This is a genomic window from Streptomyces sp. NPDC127097, assembly GCF_042724075.1.
Classification (GTDB): Bacteria; Actinomycetota; Actinomycetes; order Streptomycetales; family Streptomycetaceae; genus Streptomyces.
Window position 1 is genome coordinate 1 of the sequence record NZ_JBHXFI010000100.1, and the last position, 16,648, is coordinate 16,648.

Genomic DNA, 16,648 nt, shown 5'->3' on the forward strand with positions numbered 1-16,648 from the left:
TCCTCCGGAATGTTTCCGGTGGACGGGGTATCAACATATCTGGCGTTGACTTTTGGCACGCTGTTGAGTTCTCAAGGAACGGACGCTTCCTTTGCGCCTGTTTCACCAGGCCCTCCGGGCGCTTCCCTTCGGTCTTGCGTTTCCGACTCTATCAGATCCTTGCGGGCCCGATTTTCGCCGATGCGTTTCCGCCTTTCGGCTTCTTCGCGTTTCCGACTCTACCAGATCCGATTTCGTTCCGTTTCCGGCTTCGAATTCGTTCCGATTTCCCGTCGGAGGGGGTGCCTTTCGGCTGATCCGACTTTATCAGATTGCTCTGGGTCGGAATTCCGCCCGGTCTTCCCGGGGTGCTCCGTACGCACGGCGTGCGGCGCTTCCCGTTCAGGCGGAGCCGTAAACGTACTGGAGCGGGGCGCCCGGATGCAAATCCTGGCGCCCCGCTCCGACTTGAGTACGTTCGTACGGCTCTGTGCGTCAGACCTCGACGACCACGGGGAGGATCATCGGGCGGCGGCGGTAGTTGTCCGACACCCACTTGCCGACGGTACGGCGGACCAGCTGCTGGAGCTGGTGGGGCTCCGTGATGCCGTCCTGTGCCGACTTGGCCAGGGCCTCGTCGATCTTGGGGATCACGCCCGAGAAGGCGGCGTCGTCGATGCCCGAGCCACGGGCGTGGATGTCCGGGCCGCCGACGATCTTGCCGGTGGTGCTGTCCACGACCACATAGACCGAGATGATGCCCTCGTCGCCGAGGATCCGGCGGTCCTTGAGGTGGGCCTCGGTGACATCGCCGACCGAGAGGCCGTCGACGTAGACATAGCCGGCCTTGACCTTGCCGACGATCTTGGCGACGCCGTCGACCAGGTCGACCACCACACCGTCCTCGGCGATGACGATCCGGTCCTTCGGTACGCCGGTCAGGGCGCCCAGCTCGGCGTTGGCCCGCAGATGGCGCCATTCGCCGTGCACCGGCATCAGGTTCTTCGGCTTGCAGATGTTGTAGAAGTACAGCAGCTCGCCGGCCGAGGCGTGGCCCGAGACATGGACCTTGGCGTTGCCCTTGTGGACCACGTCCGCACCCCATCGGGTGAGGCCGTTGATCACGCGGTAGACCGCGTTCTCGTTGCCCGGGATGAGGGACGAGGCCAGGATCACCGTGTCGCCCGGGACGATCCGGATCTGGTGGTCGCGGTTGGCCATCCGGGAGAGGGCGGCCATCGGCTCGCCCTGGGAGCCCGTGCAGACCAGCACGACCTCGTCGTCGGGGAGATCGTCGAGCGTCTTGACGTCGACGACCAGGCCGGCGGGGACCTTCAGATAGCCCAGCTCACGGGCGATACCCATGTTGCGGACCATCGAGCGGCCGACGAAGGCGACCCGGCGGCCGTACTCATGGGCGGCGTCCAGGATCTGCTGGATGCGGTGCACATGGCTGGCGAAGCTGGCGACGATGATGCGCTTCTGGGCGTTCGCGAAGACCGTGCGCAGGACGTTGGAGATGTCCCGCTCGGGTGGGACGAAGCCCGGGACCTCGGCGTTCGTGGAGTCGGAGAGCAGAAGGTCGATGCCTTCCTCGCCGAGTCGCGCGAAGGCGGGGAGGTCGGTCAGCCGGCGGTCCAGCGGGAGCTGGTCCATCTTGAAGTCGCCGGTGTGCACGACCATGCCCGCGGGGGTGCGGATGGCGACGGCCAGCGCGTCCGGGATCGAGTGGTTGACCGCGACGAACTCGCAGTCGAACGAGCCGATCCGCTCGGTGTGGCCTTCCTTCACCTCAAGGGTGTAGGGGCGGATCCGGTGCTCCTGAAGCTTGGCCTCGATGAGGGCGAGGGTCAGCTTCGAGCCGATGAGGGGGATGTCCGGCTTCTCGCGCAGGAGGTAGGGGACACCACCGATGTGGTCCTCGTGCCCGTGGGTGAGCACGATGCCGTCGATGTCGTCGAGGCGGTCCCTGATGGACGTGAAGTCCGGAAGGATCAGGTCGATTCCGGGCTGCTCCTCCTCGGGGAAGAGCACTCCGCAGTCGACGATCAGCAGCCGGCCGTCGTATTCGAAGACCGTCATGTTGCGGCCGATTTCACCCAGGCCGCCGAGGGGGGTGACGCGCAGGCCACCCTTGGGAAGCTTCGGCGGGGCGCCGAGCTCAGGATGCGGATGACTCAAAAGACTCTCCTCACCACACGCGCCACGCTGCCGTCGAGGGCACGTGGCGCGCATGACATTCGTGCACTTGCTGTAGGGCGATTGTTGGTCCGTATTCAGTTATGAAGTCTGTGATCAGAGCTGTACCCCGCCGGCGGCGAGATCGCGCGTCAGCTGCTCGGTCTCCTCGGGGGAGAGCTCCACGAGCGGCAGCCGCAGCGGACCGGCCGGCAGGCCCTGGAGGCCGAGCGCGGCCTTGGTCGTGATGACACCCTGGGTGCGGAACATGCCGGTGAAGACGGGCAGCAGCTTCTGGTGGATCTCGGTGGCCTTGGTGACATCGCCGTTGAGGTGGGCGTCCAGGAGGGCGCGCAGCTCGGGGGTCACGATGTGGCCGACCACGGAGACGAAGCCGACGGCACCGACCGAGAGCAGCGGGAGGTTCAGCATGTCGTCGCCGCTGTACCAGGCCAGGCCGGAGCGCGCGATGGCCCAGCTGGCACGGCCGAGGTCGCCCTTGGCGTCCTTGTTGGCGACGATCCGGGGGTGCTCGGCGAGCCGGACCATGGTCTCGGTGTTGATCGGGACACCGCTGCGGCCCGGGATGTCGTAGAGCATCACCGGCAGCTCGGTGGCGTCCGCGATCGCCGTGAAGTGGCGGAGCAGGCCCTCCTGCGGGGGCTTGCTGTAGTACGGGGTCACCGCGAGCAGGCCATGGGCGCCGGCGTCCTGGGCGGCGCGGGCCAGCTCAAGGCTGTGGTGGGTGTCGTTGGTGCCGGCTCCGGCGACGACGAAGGCCCGGTCGCCCACCGCATCGACCACGGCGCGGACCAGCTGTGCTTTCTCCGCATCGCTGGTGGTCGGGGACTCTCCGGTGGTGCCGTTGACGATGAGACCGTCATTGCCGGCGTCCACCAGATGGGCGGCGAGCCGCTGCGCGCCGTCGAGATCGAGAGCGCCATCCGGCGTGAATGGCGTGACCATGGCGGTCAGCACCCGCCCGAAGGGGGTCTGCGGTGTGGAAGTCGGAGCCATGGGTCCCACGCTACTCGTAGCTCACCGCGGGATGCGCCTCTGGGGAGCAGGGATGTGGACACCGGCACTGCCTGCTCGGGGGTTCAAGCAGTGCCGGGTCCGTCTGTTCAGCGTAAATGAACTTCTCAAAATGCCGCAATCCGGACACTTCGCACGTCTGTCCTGCGCGCTCCGGTAACCGGCCCGCGGCCTGGGCCTTACGGAGCGATCCGGCCATTCGCATTGAATGCGCCGTACGTGAGCGGCATGAGCTTGGCCCAGTGGGCCTCCATCTGCTCGCCGACCATCTCGATCTCACGCTGGGGGAAGGACGGCACCTTCGCCTGCTCGTGCTGCGTCCGCAGGCCCAGGAAGTGCATCAGGGAGCGGGCATTGCAGGTCGCGTACATCGAGGAGAACAGGCCGACGGGGAGCACCGCGCGGGCGACCTCACGGGCGACGCCGGCGGCCAGCATCTCCTGATACGCCTCGTAGGCCCGGCGGTAGGAATCCTCCATGACGCGGCCGGTGAGCTCGTGCTGCTCCTGGGTGCCGTCGACGAATTCGTACTTGCCGGGGCGGCCCTGCTGGACGAGCTTGCGGGACGCACCGGGGACGTAGAAGACCGGGTCGAGCCGGCGGTAGCGGCCGGATTCCTCGTTGTACGACCAGCCGACGCGGTGCCGCATGAACTCGCGGAAGACGAAGATCGGCGCGCTGATGAAGAACGTCATGGAGTTGTGCTCGAAGGGGCTGCCGTGCCGGTCCCGCATGAGGTAGTTGATCAAGCCCTTGGAGCGCTCCGGGTCCTTCTGGAGCTCTTCGAGGGACTGCTCGCCGGCCGTGGAGACACGGGCCGCCCACAGCACGTCGCTGTCCGCGGCGCTGTGCTTGACCAGCTCGACCGTCACCTCGCTCCGGAAGCTGACGGCTGCGCTATCGGGGCTCGCAGCGCTCTCGGCAGGGGTCTGGGACACCGGCGGTTCCTTCCATTCGTTCCTCGTGCGCGACCAGCCTACGACCCGCCACCGACAGCTCAGGAAATGCGACGTGATGCCGCGTTAGCCGCAAAACGGGCACTCTTTAGCACCCCACGGGGCGGCAGTTGATATTTTTCACAGAAGTCTCGGAAAACGGGCACCAACCGGACTCCGCAGACGTCTAACCCTGTGACAGTGCCCACTTCGAGGTTCCTAGGAGAGCCCGCTCATGTTCCGCCGGCGAGAGCCCGTCCCGTTCGCCTTCGTTGCCGAGGCAGACCGGTTCCGCAGCAATGTCACTCCCCCGCCGCGGCAGCGCGCATCCCGCGCGCAGCTCCTCGGCCAGTCTCTCATCACGCTGACAGTCGTGGGCGGCCTGGCCGGCGCCCTGCTGTTCGGCGTTCCCGCCCTGTCGCAGGACAGTTCCGGGGCGAGCCACGTGCATCAGTCCGAGGCGCATCGCTGAACGGGCGGGCGGGGCGTGCCGGAAAGTGGTTCCGCTCCGCCGGTCCCGATAGCCTCACCGGTCACAGCTTCCGACAGCGTGCCCATGAGTGAGGATCAGCCGTGCCCCTGCCCTTCCTGACGGCCGACCGCGACCTCGACACCGGTGCCGCGGATTCCGCCGCACTGCCGCATGACGAGCCCGACCACTGGCGCCGTCCCTACCGCCCCGGACCGTGGCGGGTAGGGGCGGCGGCGGTGCTTTTGCTGCTCGCCTCGTTCGTCCTGCTCTCCGCGATGATCATCGCGATGGCCGGCTCGCTGCCCGGCGCCGCGGCCTGTGCGGCCGTGGGGGCGCTGATGATCGCCCTCGCCCTACGGCTGCTGCGCGTCGGCGTGTGGGTCAGCGCGCAGGGGCTGCGCCAGGTGAATCTGCTGCGTACGGCGACCGAGCCGTGGAGCGCCATCGCCTCCGTGCGCACCCGCCAGCAGCCGGTGCGCTGGCTGGGGCTGCCGCGGACGGTGCAGGGCCAGGCCCTGATCATCGAGCGGACCCAGGGGGAGCCGTTGCGGACCCTGATCACGGACCGCAACGGCGATTTCCTGTCCCGTCCGGAAGCCTTCGAGCAGGCCGCGGACATCCTGGAGGCATGGGCGGCGGAACACCGCGGCTGAGCCTTCGGTCCTCGTCCGTGGTGGCGCCCGCCGGACGCCGCGCGCCTATGGGTCAGGACCGGCCGGCCCCGACCCGTACGACAGCTCAGGCGGCCGGGGCGGCCTTGTGGTCGTGCAGGGCGATGGCCCGCTGCATCGCCTTACGGGCGCGCGGGGTGTCCCGGGCGTCGTGGTAGGCCACCGCGAGCCGGAACCACGTACGCCAGTCGCCGGGCGCTTCCTCGGTCTCGGCCTGCCGCCGGGCGAAGACCGCGTCGGCCGCGTCCCGGTCGATCCGGCCGCCGGGGGTGCGCTGGAGCTCGTCGGCGGGCAGTGCGCCCTCGGCCTCCAGCACCCGCGCCAGCCGGTGGGCGTCGCGGGCGAAGCGGGTGTTGTGCCAGAGGAACCAGCCGCCGATGCACGGCAGCAGGAAGGCCACCGCTCCCATGCCCATGGCCGCCGGCTCGCCGGTCAGCAGGAGGAGGACGCCCTCCAGCGCCACCACGCCGAACACCAGGATCAGCACGGTGGCGAGGAAGAAGTACGTGATCTTTCCGCCCATACCCGTCAGCCCAGGTCGAGGAAGTTTTCCAGGCCCACGGTCAGGCCCGGAGTGTTCACCACCCGGCGCACACCGAGCAGGATGCCCGGCATGAAGCTGCTGTGGTGGAGGGAGTCATGGCGGATGGTGAGGGTCTCGCCCTCGCCGCCGAAGAGCACCTCCTGGTGGGCCAGCAGTCCGCGCAGCCGTACGGAGTGCACGGGGACGCCGTCCACGTCCGCGCCGCGGGCGCCGTCCAGCGCGGTGTTGGTGGCGTCCGGCTGCGGGGCGCAGCCGGCCTCCTCACGGGCCTTGGCGATCAGCTGGGCGGTGCGGGCGGCGGTGCCGGACGGGGCGTCCGCCTTCTTCGGGTGGTGCAGCTCGACGACCTCGACCGACTCGAAGAACCGGGCCGCCTGCTGGGCGAACCGCATGGTCAGCACCGCACCGATGGAGAAGTTCGGGGCGATGAGCACGCCCGCCCCGGGCGAGGCGGCGAGCGAGGTGCGCAGCTGCGCGAGGCGCTCGTCGGTCCACCCGGTCGTCCCGACCACCGCGTGAATCCCGTGCCGCACACAGAAGTCGAGGTTGCCCATCACCGCGCCGGGGTTGGTCAGCTCGACCACGACCTGGGCGCCGGCCTCGACCAGCGTCTCCAGCTTGTCGCCCCGGCCCAGCCCGGCGACCAGCTCCATGTCCTCGGCGGCCTCGACGGCCCGTACGGCCTCGGAGCCGATGCGCCCCCGGGCTCCCAGTACGGCCACGCGCAGCTTGCTCATCGTTTCCCGTCTCTCTCTTGGTGGTATCGCGGCGGGGCCTAGGCGACGACGTCGTCGAGCCGGGCCGCCTGCCGGTCCTTCAGGGGGCCGATGACGGACAGCGAGGGACGGTTGCCCAGGACGTCCCGGGCCACCTCGCGCACCTCGTCCGGGGTGACGGCCGCTATCCGGGCGAGCATCTCGTCGACCGACATCTGCTCGCCCCAGCACAGCTCGCTCTTGCCGATGCGGTGCATCAGCGCGCCGGTGTCCTCCAGGCCGAGGACGGTCGAGCCGCGCAGCTGGCCGATCGCGCGGCGGATCTCGTCGTCGGTGAGGCCCTGGGCCGCCACCTGGTCGAGTTCGTCGCGGCAGATCTTGAGGACGTCCTGCACCTGGCTGGGGCGGCAGCCGGCGTAGACACCGAACAGCCCGCAGTCGGCGAAGCCCGAGGTGTAGGAGTACACGCTGTAGGCCAGGCCGCGCTTCTCGCGGACCTCCTGGAAGAGGCGGGAGCTCATCCCGCCGCCCAGGGCGGTGTTCAGCACGCCCATCGCCCAGCGCCGGTCGTCGTTGCGCGCCATCCCGGGCATCCCGAGGATCACATGGGCCTGCTCGGTCTTGCGGTTGAGCAGTTCGACCTGGCCGGCGGTGCGGATGGCGCGGTTGCCGGAGCGCGGCGCCATCGGGACGGCGTCCGTCCGGTCCAGGGCCCCGGCCTGCTCGAAGGCGCGGCGGACCAGGCGGACGACCTTGGCGTGGTCGATGTTGCCGGCGGCCGTGACGACGAGGTGCGTGGGGTCGTAGTGCTTCTTGTAGAAGCGGCGGATGCGCTCGGGGGTGAGGGCGTTGACGGTGTCGACGGTGCCCAGGACCGGGCGGCCGAGCGGGGTGTCACCGAGCATGGTGTGCGCGAACAGGTCGTGCACACAGTCGCCCGGGTCGTCCTCGGTCATCGCGATCTCTTCGAGGATGACGCCGCGCTCGGCGTCCACGTCCTCGGCCTCCACCAGCGAGCCGGTGAGCATGTCGCACACCACGTCTATGGCGAGCGGCAGATCGGTGTCCAGCACCCGCGCGTAGTAGCAGGTGTACTCCTTCGCGGTGAAGGCGTTCATCTCGCCGCCGACCGCGTCGATGGCGGCGGAGATGTCCAGCGCGCTGCGCCGCTCGGTGCCCTTGAAGAGCAGGTGCTCCAGGTAGTGCGTGGCGCCGTTCAGGGACGGGGTCTCGTCCCGGGAGCCGACGTTCGCCCAGATCCCGAAGGTGACGGAGCGGACCGTCGGCAGCGTCTCGGTGACGATGCGCAGACCGCCCGGGAGGGTGGTCCGGCGGACCGTGCCGGCGCCCGCGGTGCCCTTGAGAAGCGTTTGGGTACGGGCGACGGCCCGCCCCTCCGTGGAGGTGCGGGCCGTCGTCGTGTGCGTACGGGACGTCACTTGGCGGCGTCGTCCTTCGTGCCCTCGGCCGCATCCTCTTCCTCGATCACGGGGATCAGGGAGAGCTTGCCGCGCTGGTCGATCTCGGCGATCTCGACCTGGACCTTGGCGCCGACCGCGACCACGTCCTCGACGTTCTCCACGCGCTTGCCACCGGCGAGCTTGCGGATCTGCGAGATGTGGAGCAGGCCGTCCTTGCCCGGGAGCAGGGAGACGAACGCACCGAAGGTGGTGGTCTTGACGACCGTGCCCAGGTAGCGCTCGCCGACCTCCGGCATGGTCGGGTTGGCGATGCCGTTGATCGTGGCGCGGGCGGCCTCGGCGGCCGGGCCGTCGGCGGCACCGATGTAGATCGTGCCGTCGTCCTCGATCGTGATGTCGGCGCCGGTGTCCTCCTGGATCTGGTTGATCATCTTGCCCTTGGGGCCGATGACCTCACCGATCTTGTCCACCGGGATCTTGACGGTGATGATCCGCGGGGCGTTCGGGGACATCTCGTCCGGAACGTCGATGGCCTCGTTCATGACGTCCAGGATGTGCAGACGCGCGTCACGGGCCTGCTTCAGCGCGGCGGCCAGGACCGAGGCGGGGATGCCGTCGAGCTTGGTGTCGAGCTGGAGCGCGGTGACGAACTGCTTGGTGCCGGCGACCTTGAAGTCCATGTCACCGAAGGCGTCCTCCGCACCGAGGATGTCGGTGAGGGCGACGTAGTGGGTCTGGCCGTCGATCTCCTGGGAGATCAGGCCCATGGCGATACCGGCGACCGGGGCCTTGAGGGGCACACCGGCGTTCAGCAGCGACATGGTGGAGGCGCAGACCGAGCCCATGGACGTCGAGCCGTTGGAGCCCAGCGCCTCGGAGACCTGGCGGATCGCGTAGGGGAACTCCTCGCGGGTCGGCAGCACCGGCACGATGGCGCGCTCGGCGAGCGCACCGTGGCCGATCTCGCGGCGCTTGGGGGCGCCCACGCGGCCGGTCTCACCGACGGAGTACGGCGGGAAGTTGTAGTTGTGCATGTAGCGCTTGCGGGTCACCGGGGAGAGGGTGTCCAGCTGCTGCTCCATGCGGAGCATGTTGAGGGTGGTGACGCCCAGGATCTGGGTCTCGCCACGCTCGAACAGGGCGGAACCGTGCACCCGCGGGATGGCCTCGACCTCGGCGGCGAGCGTACGGATGTCCGTGACGCCGCGGCCGTCGATGCGCTTCTTCTCCTTGATGACGCGCTCGCGGACCAGGCTCTTGGTCAGCGAACGGTACGCGGCGGAGATCTCCTTCTCGCGGCCCTCGAACTGCGGGAGCAGCTTCTCGGCGGCCACGCCCTTGACGCGGTCCAGCTCGGTCTCGCGCTCCTGCTTGCCGGCGATGGTCAGCGCCTGGGAGAGCTCGTCCTTGACCGCGGCGGTGAGCGCCTCCAGGACGTCGTCCTGGTAGTCGAGGAAGACCGGGAACTCACCGACGGGCTTGGCGGCCTTGGCGGCGAGGTCCGACTGGGCCTTGCACAGGACCTTGATGAAGGGCTTGGCGGCTTCCAGACCGGCGGCGACGACCTCTTCGGTCGGGGCCTCGGCGCCGTCCTTGACCAGCTGGATGGTCTTCTCGGTGGCCTCGGCCTCGACCATCATGATCGCGACGTCGCCGTCCGGGAGGACGCGGCCGGCCACGACCATGTCGAAGACGGCGTCCTCGAGCTCGGTGTGGGTCGGGAACGCCACCCACTGGCCGTTGATCAGCGCGACACGGGTGCCGCCGACCGGGCCGGAGAAGGGCAGGCCGGCCAGCTGCGTGGAGCAGGAGGCGGCGTTGATGGCGACCACGTCGTAGAGGTGGTCGGGGTTGAGCGCCATGACCGTCTCGACGATCTGGATCTCGTTGCGCAGGCCCTTCTTGAAGGAGGGGCGCAGCGGGCGGTCGATCAGGCGGCAGGTGAGGATCGCGTCCTCGGAGGGGCGGCCCTCACGGCGGAAGAAGGAACCGGGGATCTTCCCGGCTGCGTACATCCGCTCCTCGACGTCGACGGTCAGCGGGAAGAAGTCCAGCTGGTCCTTCGGGGTCTTGGAAGCGGAGGTGGCCGACAGCACCATGGTGTCGTCGTCCAGGTACGCCACGGCGGAACCGGCGGCCTGCTTGGCCAGGCGGCCCGTCTCGAAGCGGATGGTGCGGGTGCCGAAGGAACCGTTGTCGATCACGGCTTCGGCGTAGTGGGTCTCGTTCTCCACCAGGAATATCTCCTCGTATGTGTCCGCTGCCCGTGTGGCAGGGGACCGTCTTCGGTGGAGCGCCGGTGCGGGCCGGTCTTCGATCGAAGCACCCGGAGTGAGGGCCATGGAGTGTCTCCATGGATCGTCCGGGGGCCACTACCGAGGACCGGCGGCCAGGTGGCGCTCCTACCGCGTTCGCGTTTTGCGATATGGCACCAGACTACAAAGCTTCCGTCCACCTCGCGGCGGGGCGGAGTCCGGTGCGTATGGCAAAGGGAGCGGCCCCCGGGTGGGAACCGCTCCCTCTACGGCGTCTTACTTGGCGCCCGCCGCGCCGCGGCGGATGCCCAGGCGCTCGACCAGCGCACGGAAGCGCGTGATGTCCTTCTTCGCCAGGTACTGGAGCAGGCGGCGGCGCTGGCCGACCAGCAGCAGCAGGCCCCGGCGGGAGTGGTGGTCGTGCTTGTGGGTCTTGAGGTGCTCGGTCAGGTCCGAGATACGGCGGGAGAGCATCGCGACCTGAACCTCGGGGGAACCGGTGTCACCCTCCTTGGTGGCGAACTCGGCCATGATCTGCTTCTTCGTAGCGGCGTCGAGCGACACGCGGTACTCCTCTTGGTTTCGGCCCGTGAGCGCCCCTGGATTTGCTTCACAGGGGATCTTGGATGACTCGACCGGACCGTCACACAGCGTACCAGCTGGCGACGGCCCCCCGACCGGCTGGTCGGGGGGCCGCGGAAAAGGCCGGTGAGTAGCGGCCTAGCTGCTGCCGGTGAGGCCGCGCACCGTGGCGTACACGTCCAGGACCGCCAGGCAGAGCGGCACCAGGGACAGCAGGACCAGGCCGTCGAAGAGGTCGAAGATCCGGCCCCAGAAGGGGGTGACGCCCTTGCGCGGGACGACCAGGCCGACGCCCACCAGGAGGGCGGCGCCCGCCGCGATGCTGCTGGAGAACCAGACCGTGCGGATGTTCAGCGGGCCGGCGTCCTGGAAGCGCTCCAGCTCGACGAAGATCTCCGTGGGCGGATTCAGCGCGATGCCCAGGATCAGCAGGACGATCGTGAGGATGCCCGCGATGGTCAGGCAGGCGACCTGCGCGGTGTAGTCGAAGAGCCGGGCGCGCAGCATGATCGTGATGCCCGCGGCCAGCGCCAGCAGCTGGGCCCACATGTTGTCGGAGAAGCCGAGGACCGCACCGGCCGAGCCGACGACCAGGGCGGCGCAGCCGGCGACCAGGCCGAGCAGCAGCTCGTGTCCGCGCTTGGCCTGGTTGCCGATCTTGACGAAGTCGACGGACTCGGTCTCGCCGCTGTTGTCGTAGGAGCCCTTGGCGATCTGGTCGGGCGACTTGTAGCCGATCGGCAGCCTGGCGAAGCGGGCGGAGAGGCCGGGCAGCCAGGCGACCAGCGCGATGGCGACGACGGCGGTGACGGCGGCGACCTCGATGGGCGCGGCGTCGGTGAGGATCGCGGCGAAGACCGCGAGGGTGCCGATGGCGGAGAGGAACGCGGCGGCGACGAAGGGTGCGTCACCGCGCGGCAGCAGGACCACCAGGAGCACGGAGGCGATCAGTACGGTCACACAGCCGACGAGGAGGTGCAGCCGGCCGGGGCCGGCGCCCTCGTCGACGGGGAAGATGCCGGAGCCGGCGAGCAGAAGATGCGGCAGCGAGGCCAGGCCCAGTGCGATGGAGGAGCCGTGGTCGTCGTAGACGCGGGCGCGGACGCCGGCCAGCGCGACCAGGACGATGCCGACGACACCGGCGATGATGCCGGGCAGGCGGTGCATGTCGCGGTTCAGGGGGTTCGAGAACCACAGCGCGAACGCCATCATGACGAGCAGCAGCACACCGGCGGAGAGGCCGACGACATGCATGAGGTCGTCGCTCCAGCGGCTGCGGTTGCGCTTGACCGCGGAGGCGACGGCGTCGGAGACATCGTCGAAGACCGGGAGCGGCAGCGACTCGGCGAACGGCTTCAGGAGAAGGAGGTCGCCGTCGAGGATCTGCTGCTGCGCGAGCGACTGCCCGGCGTCAAGTACCGTGCCGTCGCGGCGTACAAGGTGATAGCCGGTCGGGGCGCCCTCCGCCTGGGACTGACCGGAGAGCCGCAGAATCTCCGGGTAAATGTCCACGAGTGCGACGTCTTCCGGCAGAGCCACATCGATCCGTGCATCCGGCGCGGCGACTGTGACCCGGCAAAAGCCGGTGCCAGTGCTCGTGCTCACCTGGCGGTTCCCCCTATCCGTTGGGCGTTTTGTCGCTTCGCGCGCCGTATATATGGAGCCGTCACTATGGGGCTGAGGCACGCTCGCGAGGCGTCAGCGTACCGTCCAATTCGGCGGCCGCCCCACCCACCCCGAGACTTGACGCTTAACAGTAGGATCAACGCCTGCGTCGGGCCAAGTACTTGGCTCGGGGGACCGTCGAATCCAACGGGGGCGGTCCGAGACTGCGAGATGCATGAAGGACTGATGCCTCGGTGAGCGTTGTCATCGTCAAGCGCCCGCCCCGCGCGCTGCCACCCCAAGTCCCCTCGGAGGAGGTGACACTCGAGGCACCTCCGGAGCTGCCGCGTGAGGGTGAATCAGAGAACATGCTGATGACCCTTATGCCCATGATGGGCATGGCGTCATCGGCGGGATTCTTGTTCATGGGCAATCAGCCGTTCATGAAAATCATGGGCGGCTTTATGGTGGCGTCCACTCTGGCAATGGCGATCGTGCAGATCGTCAAGGCCCGCCAAGGGCCTTCCGGGCAAATGCTCCAAGAGCGCCAGGATTACCTCAAGTACCTTACGCAGAAGCGAAAAGAGGTACGGCGCACCGCGCGTAAGCAGCGGGACGCACAGCTGTTCACGCACCCCGACCCAAGCCAGTTGTGGTCCATCGTGGCCGAGGGCAAACGCGTCTGGGAACGCCGGTCGTCCGACCCGGACTTCGGGCAGGTACGGCTGGGACTCGGGCCGCAGCAGCTGGCCACGCCCCTGCGGGCCCCGGAGACCGCTCCGGTCGACGAGCTGGAACCGCTCACCGCGCATGCGATGAAGGAGTTCCTCGACAAGCACGGGCACTTGGACAACCTGCCGCTTGCCGTCTCGCTGCGGGCCTTCTACCACCTGACCGTCTCCGGCGACCCGGACACGGTCTACGGCGCCTCGCGCGCCCTCGTCGCCCAGCTGTGCACCCTGCACTCGCCCGAGGACCTGGTGGTGGCCGTCGTCGCCGCGCCCGGTGCGCAGGCGGAGTGGGAGTGGACGAAGTGGCTGCCGCACGTGCAGGACAAGACCACGGACGGCGCCGGGTCGCGCCGGCTGGTCGTCGGTGACCTCGGTGAGATCGAGGAGCTGCTGGCGGACGACCTGGAGGGCCGCGGCCGGTTCAACCCGCAGGGCAATCCGGTGACCGACGCCCCGCATGTGGTGATCGTGCTGGACGGCGGCGAGGTGCCGATGGACTCGGTGATCGCCGGGGCCGAGGGTCTTCAGGGCGTCACCATCCTGGAGGTCGTACCGGGTGATCTGGACGAGATCCGGGGCGGTCTGGCCGTCCAGGTCCAGCCGGGCAAGCTGGTGCTGGAGTCGGCCAGCGGCGCCGTCTACCACGGTGTCTGCGACACCCTGTCGATCGCCGAGTCGGAGGCGCTGGCGCGCCAGCTGGCCCCGCTGCGGGCGGGTTCGGGCGCGGACGGTGAGGAACCGCTGCTGTCGAACCTGGACTTCACCGATCTGCTGAACCTCGGTGACGCCGGTTCGGTCGATGTGTCGCGTACCTGGCGGCCGCGGACCCTGCACGAGCGGCTGCGGGTGCCGATCGGTGTCGACAAGGACGGCCAGCCCGTCATGCTCGACATCAAGGAGGCATCGCAGGAGGGCATGGGCCCGCACGGCCTGTGTGTCGGTGCGACCGGTTCCGGTAAGTCCGAGGTGCTGCGCACCCTGGTGCTCGCGCTCGCGGTGACCCACTCCTCGGAGACCCTCAACTTCATCCTCGCGGACTTCAAGGGTGGCGCCACCTTCACCGGTATGTCCGAGATGCCGCACGTCGCGGCCGTCATCACCAACCTCGGTGAGGACGTCACCCTGATCGACCGCATGCGCGACTCGATCACCGGTGAACTCCAGCGCCGTCAGGAGCTGCTGCGCTCGGCGGGCAACTACGCCAATATCACGGACTACGAGAAGGCGCGTGCCGCGGGTGCGCCCCTGGACCCGCTGCCGTCGCTGGTGATGGTGCTCGACGAGTTCTCCGAGCTGCTGACCGCCAAGCCCGACTTCATCGACATGTTCATCCAGATCGGCCGTATCGGCCGGTCGATGGGTGTGCACATGCTGCTCGCCTCGCAGCGCCTGGAAGAGGGCAAGCTGCGCGGCCTGGACACCTTCCTGTCCTACCGACTGGGTCTGCGGACGTTCTCCGCGGCCGAGTCGCGGACCGCGATCGGTGTACCGGACGCCTACCACCTGCCGAACGTCCCGGGTTCCGGCATCCTCAAGTACGACACCGAGACGATGGTCCAGTTCAAGGCCGCGTACGTCTCGGGCCCGTACCGCGGTCCCGGTGCCGGCGGCGGCCCCGGCGGCAGCCGGACCCGGCGGCTGCCGGTGCCGTTCACCGCGGCCCCGGTCGTCGAGCAGATCATCGAGGACCCCACGCCGGTCGAGCCCGTCGAGCCGGAGCAGGACGACGCGCTCGCCGACACCGTCCTCGACGTCATCGTCCAGCGCATGCAGGGCCAGGGCCCGCCGGCGCACCAGGTGTGGCTGCCGCCGCTGGACGAGCCGCCCACGGTCAACCAGCTGCTGCCGACCCTCGCGGTCACGCCCGAACGGGGTGTGCACGCGCCGGAGTACACCGCGCTCGGCAAGCTCGTGGTGCCGGTCGCGCTGGTGGACAAGCCGTTCGAGCAGCGGCGTGACGTGATGTACCTGGACTTCTCCGCGGGCGCCGGTCACGGTCTGGTCGTGGGTGGTCCGCAGTCCGGTAAGTCCACGCTGATCCGGGCCGCCATCGCCTCGTTCGCGCTCACCCACACCCCGGCCGAGGTGCAGTTCTACTGCCTCGACTTCGGTGGCGGCGGCATGCTGACCATGGAGGGCCTGCCGCACGTCGGTGGTGTCGCCTCGCGTCTGGACGCCGAGAAGGTGCGCCGTACGGTCTCCGAGGTCGTCGGCATCCTCAACGAGCGCGAGGAGTTCTTCCGGGCCAACAGCATCGACTCGATCGCGACCTACCGCCAGCGGCGGGCCTCGGGCGCCTACCCCGACCAGAAGTGGGGCGACGTCTTCCTGGTCATCGACGGCTGGGCGACGTTCAAGACCGACTACGAGCAGATGGACCCGGTGATCCTGGACATCGCCGCCCGGGGTCTCGGTTTCGGTGTCCACCTGATCATCGCCGGTGCGCGCTACACCGAGGTGCGCCCCGCGCTGCGCGACCAGCTCCTCAACCGCGTGGAGCTGCGCCTGGGTGACCCGATGGAGTCGGAGTTCGACCGCAAGCGCGCGGAGAACGTGCCGATGGGCAAGCCCGGTCGCGGTATGTCCCCCGAGAAGCTCGACTTCCTGGCGGCGCTGCCGCGGCTGGACGGGATGAGCGACCCGGAGACGCTCAGCGAGGGCATCGCGAACCTGGTGTCGACGGTCAGCGAGCACTGGCAGGGCGAGCCCGCCCCCGCGGTGCGGATGCTGCCGACGATGCTGCACGTCAACGAGCTGCCCAAGGGCAGCGACTACCCGGATCACGGGATCGCGATCGGTGTCGACGAGACCACGCTGTCGCCGGCGTTCATCGACTTCGAGACCGACCCGCTGCTGGTCATCTACGGCGAGAGCGAGTCCGGAAAGTCGTCGCTGCTGCGCCTGCTGACCAAGCAGATCGCCGAGCGGTACCCGTCCGAGAAGGCACTGATGGTGGTCTCCGACTACCGCCGCGCGCTGCTCGGCGAGGTCCCCGAGAGCCATCTGTACAAGTACTGCGCCGCGGGGCCGCAGTTGCAGGAGGTCATCAGCGGTCTGGCCGGTTCGCTGGGCCGGCGGATGCCGGGCCCGGACGTCACCCCGGAGCAGCTGCGCAACCGCAGCTGGTACGACCTGCCGGACGCGTTCGTGATCGTGGACGACTACGACCTGGTGGCGACCAGCAGCGGCAACCCGCTTCAGCCGCTGCTGGAGTACCTGCCGTTCGCCCGTGACCTGGGTCTGCGCCTGATCATCGCGCGCAGCTCGTCGGGTGCCGGACGGTCGTCCTTCGAGCCGGTGATGCAGCGCACCAAGGAGCTCGGTGCGCAGGGTCTGATCCTCTCCGCCGATCCGGCCGAGGGCCCGCTGATGGGCAACATCAAGGGGCAGAGCCTGACGCCCGGCCGGGCCACGTTCATCACGCGCAAGCGCGGTGCGCAGCTGGTCCAGACGGGCTGGCTGCCGGCGAACGGCCGCTGACGGGCAGAGACGAAACGGCGGTGGGGCGTCCCTCTCAGGAGGGG

Annotated in this window: 12 protein-coding genes; 3 read left to right on the forward strand and 9 right to left on the reverse strand. The window is 69.0% G+C overall.

Features of this window, described 5'->3' with window-relative positions:
• Positions 1-474: 474 nt before the first annotated feature.
• The 3 genes from ACFWJW_RS36850 to thyX form a co-directional block, all read right to left on the reverse strand.
• Positions 475-2,160, reverse strand: a complete 1,686-nt coding sequence (locus ACFWJW_RS36850) for a ribonuclease J (protein ID WP_387249536.1) — start codon at positions 2,158-2,160, stop codon at positions 475-477.
• 114 nt (positions 2,161-2,274) lie between these two features.
• Entirely contained in the window at positions 2,275-3,174 is a 900-nt protein-coding gene (dapA, locus tag ACFWJW_RS36855; protein WP_251083968.1) for a 4-hydroxy-tetrahydrodipicolinate synthase, read from the reverse strand.
• A 197-nt stretch (positions 3,175-3,371) separates the two neighbouring features.
• Positions 3,372-4,130 (reverse strand): FAD-dependent thymidylate synthase, encoded by a 759-nt coding sequence (thyX, locus tag ACFWJW_RS36860; protein WP_387249542.1) that lies wholly within the window; start codon positions 4,128-4,130, stop codon positions 3,372-3,374.
• 232 nt (positions 4,131-4,362) lie between these two features.
• On the opposite strand from thyX, the gene ACFWJW_RS36865 reads away from it, so the two are divergent.
• Positions 4,363-4,599, forward strand: a complete 237-nt coding sequence (locus ACFWJW_RS36865; RefSeq protein WP_387249545.1) for a hypothetical protein — start codon at positions 4,363-4,365, stop codon at positions 4,597-4,599.
• A 101-nt stretch (positions 4,600-4,700) separates the two neighbouring features.
• Positions 4,701-5,252, forward strand: a complete 552-nt coding sequence (locus ACFWJW_RS36870; RefSeq protein ID WP_387249549.1) for a PH domain-containing protein — start codon at positions 4,701-4,703, stop codon at positions 5,250-5,252.
• Positions 5,253-5,337: 85 nt separating this feature from the next.
• Here ACFWJW_RS36870 and ACFWJW_RS36875 read toward each other — a convergent pair whose 3' ends face one another.
• The 6 genes from ACFWJW_RS36875 to eccD form a co-directional block, all read right to left on the reverse strand.
• Positions 5,338-5,793, reverse strand: coding sequence for a hypothetical protein (locus ACFWJW_RS36875; protein WP_387249552.1), 456 nt, complete (start codon positions 5,791-5,793; stop codon positions 5,338-5,340).
• A gap of 5 nt (positions 5,794-5,798) precedes the next feature.
• Positions 5,799-6,551 (reverse strand): 4-hydroxy-tetrahydrodipicolinate reductase, encoded by a 753-nt coding sequence (dapB, locus tag ACFWJW_RS36880; RefSeq protein ID WP_387249555.1) that lies wholly within the window; start codon positions 6,549-6,551, stop codon positions 5,799-5,801.
• A gap of 38 nt (positions 6,552-6,589) precedes the next feature.
• The gene (locus ACFWJW_RS36885; protein ID WP_387249558.1) at positions 6,590-7,969 is read right to left on the reverse strand and encodes a M16 family metallopeptidase; all 1,380 of its coding nucleotides are present in this window, start codon (positions 7,967-7,969) and stop codon (positions 6,590-6,592) included.
• Entirely contained in the window at positions 7,966-10,185 is a 2,220-nt protein-coding gene (locus ACFWJW_RS36890) for a polyribonucleotide nucleotidyltransferase (RefSeq protein ID WP_387249561.1), read from the reverse strand. Before ACFWJW_RS36890 ends, ACFWJW_RS36885 begins: the two co-directional genes overlap by 4 nt.
• A gap of 297 nt (positions 10,186-10,482) precedes the next feature.
• Positions 10,483-10,770 carry a 30S ribosomal protein S15 gene (rpsO, locus tag ACFWJW_RS36895; protein WP_006602744.1) on the reverse strand — a complete coding sequence of 96 codons (288 nt, stop codon included), beginning with the start codon at positions 10,768-10,770 and terminating at the stop codon, positions 10,483-10,485.
• A 156-nt stretch (positions 10,771-10,926) separates the two neighbouring features.
• The gene (gene eccD / locus ACFWJW_RS36900; protein WP_387249568.1) at positions 10,927-12,393 is read right to left on the reverse strand and encodes a type VII secretion integral membrane protein EccD; all 1,467 of its coding nucleotides are present in this window, start codon (positions 12,391-12,393) and stop codon (positions 10,927-10,929) included.
• A 254-nt stretch (positions 12,394-12,647) separates the two neighbouring features.
• On the opposite strand from eccD, the gene eccCa reads away from it, so the two are divergent.
• Positions 12,648-16,604, forward strand: a complete 3,957-nt coding sequence (gene eccCa, locus ACFWJW_RS36905) for a type VII secretion protein EccCa (protein WP_387249571.1) — start codon at positions 12,648-12,650, stop codon at positions 16,602-16,604.
• Positions 16,605-16,648 lie beyond the last annotated feature (44 nt).